The sequence below is a fragment of the Providencia sp. PROV197 genome (genome assembly GCF_028479625.1).
Classification (GTDB): domain Bacteria; phylum Pseudomonadota; class Gammaproteobacteria; order Enterobacterales; family Enterobacteriaceae; genus Providencia; species Providencia vermicola.
The window spans coordinates 50,853-59,334 of the sequence record NZ_JAMPNZ010000038.1; the positions used below are offsets into that span (position 1 = coordinate 50,853).

Sequence of the window (8,482 nt, forward strand, 5' to 3'; positions counted from 1 at the left end):
CGAATTACTCGTCTTCCAGCTCGATGTTGATACCCAGTGAGCGGATTTCTTTCAGCAATACGTTGAAAGATTCCGGCATGCCAGGTTCCATCTGATGGCTGCCATCGACGATGTTTTTATACATCTTCGTACGGCCGTTAACGTCATCCGATTTAACTGTAAGCATTTCTTGAAGAGTATAGGCTGCACCGTATGCTTCCAGTGCCCACACTTCCATCTCCCCGAAACGCTGACCACCGAACTGCGCTTTACCACCCAGCGGTTGCTGAGTAACCAAGCTGTAAGAACCTGTTGAACGGGCGTGCATCTTATCGTCAACCAAGTGGTTCAGTTTCAGCATGTACATGTAACCGACAGTAACTTGACGCTCGAAACGCTCGCCAGTACGACCATCGAATAATGTAATCTGACCTGAAGTTGGCAGACCGCCCAGTTTCAGTAGTTCTTTGATTTCTTTCTCTTTCGCACCATCAAACACTGGTGTCGCAATTGGCATACCTTTTTTCAGGTTCTCAGCCAAACGCATCACTTCTTCGTCAGAGAAAGTGTTCAAGTCAACTTTCTGGCGTGGATCATCACCTAAATCGTACGCTTTTTGGATAAATTCACGCAGTTTGGCAACTTCTTCATGCTGTTTAAGCATAGCATTGATTTTCTCACCAATACCTTTTGCTGCCATCCCCAAGTGGGTTTCCAAAATCTGACCGATGTTCATACGTGATGGTACGCCCAGTGGGTTCAGAACGATGTCAACTGGGTTACCGTTTTCATCGTAAGGCATGTCTTCAACTGGGTTGATTTTTGAGATAACACCTTTGTTACCATGGCGACCCGCCATTTTATCACCCGGTTGAATCTGACGTTTAACAGCCAGATAAACCTTAACAATTTTCAGTACGCCAGGTGCCAGATCATCACCTTGGGTAATTTTACGACGTTTTGCATCGAGTTTTTTCTCGAACTCAGATTTCAGTTCGTCGTACTGTTCAGCTAATTGTTCTAACTGGTTTTGCTTCTCTTCATCAGCTAAAGATAACTCTAACCAACGATCACGAGGCAGCTTGTCCAGTTTGTCAGCTTCAATTCCGCCGTTAACCAGTACAGAACGGATACGGGCAAACAGGCCAGCTTCGAAAATACGTAGCTCTTCTGTTAAGTCTTTCTTCGCATCACGTAACTGAGTTTCTTCGATCTCTAATGCACGTTTGTCTTTCTCTACACCATCACGGGTAAATACTTGTACGTCAATAACCGTACCAGAAACACCGTTAGGGACACGTAAAGAAGAGTCTTTAACGTCTGACGCTTTTTCACCGAAGATAGCACGCAGCAGTTTCTCTTCTGGGGTTAACTGAGTTTCACCTTTCGGTGTTACTTTACCAACCAGAATGTCGCCGCCTTTCACTTCTGCACCGATATAAACGATACCGGATTCATCCAGTTTAGAAAGCGCAGCTTCACCGACGTTTGGAATATCCGCAGTGATTTCTTCAGGCCCTAATTTGGTGTCACGAGACACACAAGACAGTTCCTGAATGTGAATAGTCGTGAAACGGTCTTCTTGAACAACACGCTCAGAAACTAAGATGGAGTCTTCGAAGTTATAACCATTCCATGGCATGAATGCCACGCGCATGTTTTGACCCAGTGCTAATTCGCCGAGGTCTGTTGAAGGACCATCTGCTAACACGTCACCACGCTCAACTGGCTCACCTAAAGATACACAAGGCATCTGGCTAATACAGGTGTTTTGGTTAGAACGGGTATATTTAGTCAGGTTATAAATATCGATTCCAGCTTCGCCTGGATACATCTCATCTTCGTTAACTTTGATAACGATACGAGACGCATCAACGTACTGAACTGAACCACCACGTCTTGCAACAGCCGTTACACCCGAGTCAACCGCTACTGCACGTTCCATACCTGTACCAACTAATGGTTTGTCAGCACGTAAAGTTGGAACCGCTTGACGTTGCATGTTCGCACCCATCAATGCACGGTTGGCGTCATCGTGTTCAAGGAATGGGATCAGTGACGCACCAACAGAAACAACCTGTTGAGTCGAAACGTCCATATATTCAACCTGTTCACGGCTGAATAAGCTTGATTCACCTTTGTTACGACAAGTGACTAACTCTTCGATAAAGCTACCATCTTCACCTAATACGGTGTTCGCCTGAGCAATGATGAAGTTACCTTCCTCAATTGCAGACAGATAGTGGATTTCATCAGTGACTAAGCCATCACGAACTAAACGGTATGGGGTTTCTAAGAAACCGTACTCATTGGTCTGTGCATAAACAGATAATGAGTTGATCAGACCGATGTTTGGACCTTCAGGCGTTTCGATTGGACATACACGACCGTAGTGAGTTGGGTGTACGTCACGTACTTCGAAGCCCGCGCGCTCACGAGTCAGACCACCAGGGCCTAATGCAGAGATACGACGTTTGTGCGTAATTTCAGACAGTGGATTGTTCTGGTCCATAAATTGTGACAGCTGGCTGGAACCAAAGAACTCTTTAACTGCGGCTGAAATAGGCTTAGCGTTAATCATATCCTGTGGCATTAATGCATCAAGATCACCCAGAGAAAGACGCTCTTTCACTGCACGCTCAACACGAACCAGACCAACACGGAATTGGTTCTCTGCCATCTCACCAACGGAACGAATACGACGGTTACCTAAGTGGTCGATATCATCGACTTCACCTTTACCGTTACGGATATCGATGAGTTTACGCATCACCTCGATGATGTCTTCTTCGCTCAGGATACCTGAACCTTCGATTTCATCACGGTTCAGTGAACGGTTGAACTTCATACGACCTACAGCAGACAAGTCGTAACGATCTTCAGAGAAGAACAGGTTCTCGAACAGGTTTTCTGCCGCTTCACGGGTCGGTGGCTCACCAGGACGCATCATGCGGTAGATTTCTACCAATGCACTCAGACGGTCGTTAGTTGGGTCGACACGAACGGTTTCAGAAATGTAAGCACCGTGGTCTAAGTCATTGGTAAACAATGTTTCGATTGTTTTGTGACCAGACTGGCTCAAACGTGCCAACATGTCTAAAGAAAGTTCCATGTTCGCTGCACAAATCAGCTCACCAGTACTTTCATCGATGTAGTCTCTTGCAACAACTTTACCTGCGATATATTCAACAGGTACTTCGATGTTGCTAACTTCTTCTTTTTCTAACTGACGAATATGACGAGCAGTGATACGGCGGCCTTTTTCAACATAGACTTTACCGTTCGCTTCGATATCAAAAGAAGCAGTCTCACCACGCAGACGCTCAGGAACCAGCGTCATCATCAGTTTGTTATCGCGGATTTGGAATACAGTTTTTTCGAAGAACAGGTTTAAAATTTCTTCGGTGTTGTAATCCATTGCACGCAGAATAATGGTCGCTGGTAATTTACGGCGACGGTCAATACGTACAAACAGGTTATCTTTCGGGTCAAATTCGAAATCAAGCCATGAACCACGGTAAGGGATAATACGTGCGTTATAGAGCACTTTACCTGAAGAGTGTGTTTTACCTTTATCGCTATCGAAGAACACACCTGGACTACGGTGTAACTGAGATACGATAACACGCTCTGTACCGTTGATAACGAAAGTTCCGTTTTCAGTCATGAGTGGAATTTCACCCATGTAGACTTCTTGTTCTTTGATATCTTTAACGGTGCCTTCTGGTGCTTCACGCTCATAAACGATCAGGCGTAATTTAACACGTAGAGGAGCAGAATAAGTCACACCGCGAATTTGACATTCTTTAACATCAAAAACAGGCTCGCCTAAACGATAGCTGACATATTGAAGTTCAGCATTACCGCTGTAGCTCTGAATTGGAAACACAGAACGGAAAGCTGCTTCCAGCCCATTCTGGCCATCTGGATCTTGCTCGATAAACTTCTGGAACGAGTCAAGTTGGATAGAAAGGAGGTAAGGTATGTCCAAAACTTGTGGACGTTTACCAAAGTCCTTACGAATACGTTTTTTCTCGGTATAGGAGTAAACCATAGGTTTCCTCAGCTCGTTGATCAGTGACCCAAGTGGTTAGCTCTTAAAGTAAGAGTCTTAACCGCAACGCGTTTTATATAAGAAATGGAAAATGAATACTTTCCTTAATACTCATTGCTATTACTCTTAAATCATTTCATTGCGCGCTTTGGCTACCGAGCTACCCGAGCGGGTCGTAGCGAAGAACACAGTATATTAAGTCGTCAATAGAAAGAAGTATTGGAGGGTTGTTGTTAACATTAAAACTGCGTGAAAAGCTGTTAACACCCATCACGCTTTACAGCGCAAAAAGGCTGGTGATTAAAAAATCACCAGCCGTCAGCCTAATTAAATTAAGCTGCGTTCTTGAAATTGAACTTATTTAAGTTCAACAGAAGCGCCTGCTTCTTCAAGAGCTTTCTTCAGAGTTTCAGCTTCGTCTTTGCTTGCGCCTTCTTTGATAGTCGCTGGAGCTGATTCTACCATGTCTTTAGCTTCTTTCAGGCCAAGACCAGTTGCGCCACGAACTGCTTTGATAACTGCAACTTTGTTACCGCCGATAGCAGACAGAACAACGTCGAATTCAGTTTTTTCTTCAGCAGCTTCAGCAGCAGCACCTGGAGCAACAGCAACAGCTGCAGCAGCAGAAACGCCGAATTTTTCTTCCATCATAGTAATCAGTTCAACAACGTCCATTACAGACATTTCTGCAACTGCATCAAGGATTTGGTCTTTAGTGATAGACATAACAAGTGTTCCTAAAATTCAGAAATAGTTTATACGTTAAAAAGCAACGAAGGAAAGGGCTTATGCAGCTTCTTTCTGATCGCGCAGAGCAGCCAGAGTACGAACCAATTTGCCGGCAGCGGCTTCTTTCATGGTTGCCATCAGGCGTGCGATTGCTTCATCGTAAGTTGGGAGAGTTGCCAGACGATCGATATCTTTCGCTTGGATTAACTCACCTTCAAAGGCCGCAGCTTTAATCTCAAATGCTGGATTCGCTTTCGCGAACTCTTTGAACAGACGAGCGCCAGCGCCCGGATGTTCGTTAGAGAAAGCAATTAAGGTTGGACCAACAAACGCGTCTTTCAGTACATCATAAGAAGTACCTTCAACAGCACGGCGAATCAGTGTGTTACGAACAACACGGATATAAACGCCAGCTTCGCGACCTGCTTTACGCAGTTCAGTCATTTTTGCTACAGTTACGCCGCGTGAATCAGCAACAACTGCAGAAAGCGCGCCTTTGGCTACTTCGCTGACTTCAGCAACAATCGCTTGTTTGTCTTGAAGATTTAGTGCCATTAGCTTCTTGCTCCTGGATTAACCGGGAAACCCCCGGGACTCACATCACTCGAATACAACATGTATTTGAGCGCTAAAACACGGTGAGCAGAATAGAATCCAGAATAAAATTCTAGGTATCTCTGTCACCGTCTACGCAGGTAAATTAAGTGACTATAAATAGCACACCTGCGGTCTTGGACGGGGTCTGGAAAGGCCAGACTCCATACCGAAATTTGTGGTTTGTTGGATACATTTCTATACCCAACAAACTCAAGGCGTCAAATTTTATACAAAATCGACGCAAAGGTAAAGCCTAATTACTCATTAGCCGAAGCTATAGCAATTAAACTGTCGCTGACAGACCTGCTTGGTCAACAGCAACACCTGCACCCATAGTGGTAGACAGGCTAACTTTCTTGATGAAAACACCTTTAGCAGAAGCTGGTTTTGCTTTTTTCAGCGCGATCAGCAGTGCTTCTAAGTTTTCTTTCAGTTTGTCAGCGTCGAAATCAACTTTACCGATAGTGGTGTGGATGATTCCGTTTTTGTCGTTACGGTAGCGAACCTGACCTGCTTTAGCGTTATTAACCGCTTCAGCAACGTTAGGCGTTACAGTACCTACTTTCGGGTTTGGCATCAGACCACGTGGGCCTAAAACTTGACCTAATTGGCCAACAACGCGCATTGCATCTGGAGAAGCAATAACAACGTCAAAGTCCATTTCGCCAGCTTTGATTTTATCAGCCAGATCTTCCATACCAACCAGTTCAGCGCCAGCAGCTTTAGCAGCTTCAGCATTTGCGCCTTGTGCGAACACAGCAACGCGAACTGAACGGCCAGTACCGTGTGGCAGTACAGTTGCACCGCGAACGTTCTGGTCAGATTTACGAGCATCGATGCCCAGGTTAACAGCAACGTCAACGCTTTCAACGAATTTAGCAGTCGCTAATTCTTTCAGCAGTGCAACGGCTTCAGCGATGTCATACTGTTTAGTAGCATCAACTTTTTCACGGATATTGCGCATGCGCTTAGTCAGTTTAGCCATTGTCTTAGTCCTCCACAACCAGGCCCATGGAACGAGCAGTACCTTCGATTGAACGCATCATTGCGTCAACATCAGCACCAGTCATGTCCGCAGCTTTAGTTTCAGCGATTTCGCGAATCTGAGCAGAGGTCACTTTACCAACTTTCTCTTTGTTAGGCTTGCCTGAACCAGACTTAACGCCAGCTGCTTTTTTCAGCAGAACTGCTGCAGGTGGAGTTTTGGTAACGAAAGTGAAAGAACGGTCTGCGTAAACAGTAATAACAACAGGAATTGGTAAACCTTTTTCCAGGCTGTCTGTTTTTGCGTTGAACGCTTTACAGAATTCCATGATGTTAACACCTTGTTGACCCAGAGCTGGACCAACTGGTGGACTTGGGTTCGCCATACCAGCTGCAACTTGCAGCTTAACGTAGGCTTGAACTTTCTTAGCCATGATATTTCCTCTAGATGGGTGATAACGCCTTAACGTTCGTAAGGCTCCCCGTTACATTAAACATGCCCTGCCTATAATATAAGCTCAATTAAGAAGCAAAACTGGCAAAGCATAAAAACAAAAGGCGCGAAATTGTAGTCAAATTTCACGCCTTTTGCAAGTCAGTTTTGTCGTTTAGATTAGGCTTTTTCGACTTGGCCAAAATCCAATTCGACAGGAGTTGCACGACCGAAAATAGAAACAGAGACTTTTAAGCGGCTCTTTTCATAGTCGATTTCTTCAACAACACCGTTAAAGTCAGCAAATGGACCTTCGCTAACGCGAACCATTTCACCTGGTTCAAACAATGTTTTCGGACGTGGTTTATCACCAACTTGTTGTAAGCGGTTCATAATAGCATCAACTTCTTTATCGCTAATTGGTGCTGGACGGTCTGAAGTCCCACCAATGAACCCCATTACACGAGGTACACTACGTACTAAGTGCCAAGAGTCATCATTCATGACCATTTGGACTAAGACATAGCCTGGGAAGAATTTACGTTCACTCTTACGGCGCTGACCGCTACGGATTTCAACAACTTCTTCTGTTGGAACCATAACTTCGCCAAAAGAATCTTCCATAGCATGTAATTTGATATGTTCACGTAAAGATTGTGCTACGCGACCTTCAAAACCAGAGAATGCCTGAATGACATACCAGCGCTTTTTAGGTGAATCGGACATTTAGAATAACCTCAGGCTTGTAATAAATGAAACTAAACGCACCAGGATACCATCTAATCCCCACAGTATTAATGACATTACAGCCGTTACTGCGGCAACAATTAAAGTAGTTTGTAATGTTTCCTGGCGAGTAGGCCAAATGACTTTTCTCATCTCGACACGAGCTTCGCGTGCAAACGCCAGTGTTGCTTTACCTTTTGTTGTCCATAAAGCGACAGCACCTGCAATAGCGACCACAGCCACAACTGCAAAAGCACGCAGCGCGAGATTATATTGACGGAAGTAATAGTTGCCAACAATTGCAATTATTAATAGGGCACAGACAATCACCCATTTGAAAATGTCTGCACTGCGTCCACTTCCTTGAGCTTCGCTATTCGCACTCATAATTCAACCTGTTACCATGAAGTATGTACAAAGCCTGTTTGCTTACAAAGGTAAAACAATCAAGCCAAACCAATAGAATATGCCAACATATCCCTCAATTACTACAAACTAAGCCTGCAAAATTTGATAGGGATATCAATAACATCACCCGCGAGTTAAAACAATTAGCCTTGTTAATGGAGGTAATTAGCGCTATTCGTTCTGCAAATACAGCCCATTGCAGCCACATTCTATTTCGCAAGTACTATTCGTTCGTCAGTACTTTCCATTTCACAAGTGCTATCCATTTTGCAGGATTTTCAGCATGCTCAGTAAATTTTCAGCCACACCAATAGGAAAAACCAGGTTCTTTTTGTGGCGGCGGTAAAATATACCATATCTTCGGAGCAAAACCTTAATAAATCTCATATAACTGCGCAAAGGAACCAACGCAATTATTAATTCGTTGTTTCAGAGCCTATCTCACCAATAATTATTTAGAAATGATTGATGAGATAGGTTCTTAATTTTGCAACGTATAAAAAGGACGTCTATAAGACGCCCTTTTTACTAAGTAGTTCTTTCTTATTCAGAAAGAGCGGTATTATGCAATA

General features: G+C 44.2%; 7 protein-coding genes. All 7 read right to left on the bottom strand.

Going from position 1 to position 8,482, the window contains the following annotated elements:
• Positions 1-4 precede the first annotated feature (4 nt).
• Positions 5-4,033: a DNA-directed RNA polymerase subunit beta gene (gene rpoB, locus PR808_RS19575; RefSeq protein WP_206086829.1), complete on the bottom strand. Its 4,029-nt coding sequence runs from the start codon at positions 4,031-4,033 to the stop codon at positions 5-7.
• 357 nt (positions 4,034-4,390) lie between these two features.
• A complete protein-coding gene (rplL, locus tag PR808_RS19580) occupies positions 4,391-4,759 on the bottom strand; it encodes a 50S ribosomal protein L7/L12 (protein ID WP_206086830.1) in 369 nt (122 codons plus the stop codon).
• A 60-nt stretch (positions 4,760-4,819) separates the two neighbouring features.
• Complete coding sequence (rplJ, locus tag PR808_RS19585) at positions 4,820-5,317, bottom strand: 50S ribosomal protein L10 (protein ID WP_154626049.1); 498 nt, start codon at positions 5,315-5,317, stop codon at positions 4,820-4,822.
• A 325-nt stretch (positions 5,318-5,642) separates the two neighbouring features.
• Positions 5,643-6,344, bottom strand: coding sequence for a 50S ribosomal protein L1 (gene rplA, locus PR808_RS19590; protein WP_206086831.1), 702 nt, complete (start codon positions 6,342-6,344; stop codon positions 5,643-5,645).
• Between the two features lie 4 nt (positions 6,345-6,348).
• The gene (gene rplK / locus PR808_RS19595) at positions 6,349-6,777 is read right to left on the bottom strand and encodes a 50S ribosomal protein L11 (RefSeq protein WP_164456258.1); all 429 of its coding nucleotides are present in this window, start codon (positions 6,775-6,777) and stop codon (positions 6,349-6,351) included.
• A gap of 179 nt (positions 6,778-6,956) precedes the next feature.
• Positions 6,957-7,502 (bottom strand): transcription termination/antitermination protein NusG, encoded by a 546-nt coding sequence (gene nusG, locus PR808_RS19600; RefSeq protein WP_004264378.1) that lies wholly within the window; start codon positions 7,500-7,502, stop codon positions 6,957-6,959.
• Positions 7,503-7,889 (bottom strand): preprotein translocase subunit SecE, encoded by a 387-nt coding sequence (gene secE / locus PR808_RS19605; protein ID WP_004265885.1) that lies wholly within the window; start codon positions 7,887-7,889, stop codon positions 7,503-7,505.
• Between the last annotated feature and the right edge of the window lie 593 nt (positions 7,890-8,482).

Excerpts from the sequence above, each read along its gene's own strand:
- rpoB (WP_206086829.1), bottom strand. The coding sequence starts at position 4,033 with ATGGTTTACTCCTATACCGAGAAAAAACGTATTCGTAAGGACTTTGGT.
- rplL (WP_206086830.1), bottom strand. The coding sequence starts at position 4,759 with ATGTCTATCACTAAAGACCAAATCCTTGATGCAGTTGCAGAAATGTCT.
- rplJ (WP_154626049.1), bottom strand. The coding sequence starts at position 5,317 with ATGGCACTAAATCTTCAAGACAAACAAGCGATTGTTGCTGAAGTCAGC.
- rplA (WP_206086831.1), bottom strand. The coding sequence starts at position 6,344 with ATGGCTAAACTGACTAAGCGCATGCGCAATATCCGTGAAAAAGTTGAT.
- rplK (WP_164456258.1), bottom strand. The coding sequence starts at position 6,777 with ATGGCTAAGAAAGTTCAAGCCTACGTTAAGCTGCAAGTTGCAGCTGGT.
- nusG (WP_004264378.1), bottom strand. The coding sequence starts at position 7,502 with ATGTCCGATTCACCTAAAAAGCGCTGGTATGTCATTCAGGCATTCTCT.
- secE (WP_004265885.1), bottom strand. The coding sequence starts at position 7,889 with ATGAGTGCGAATAGCGAAGCTCAAGGAAGTGGACGCAGTGCAGACATT.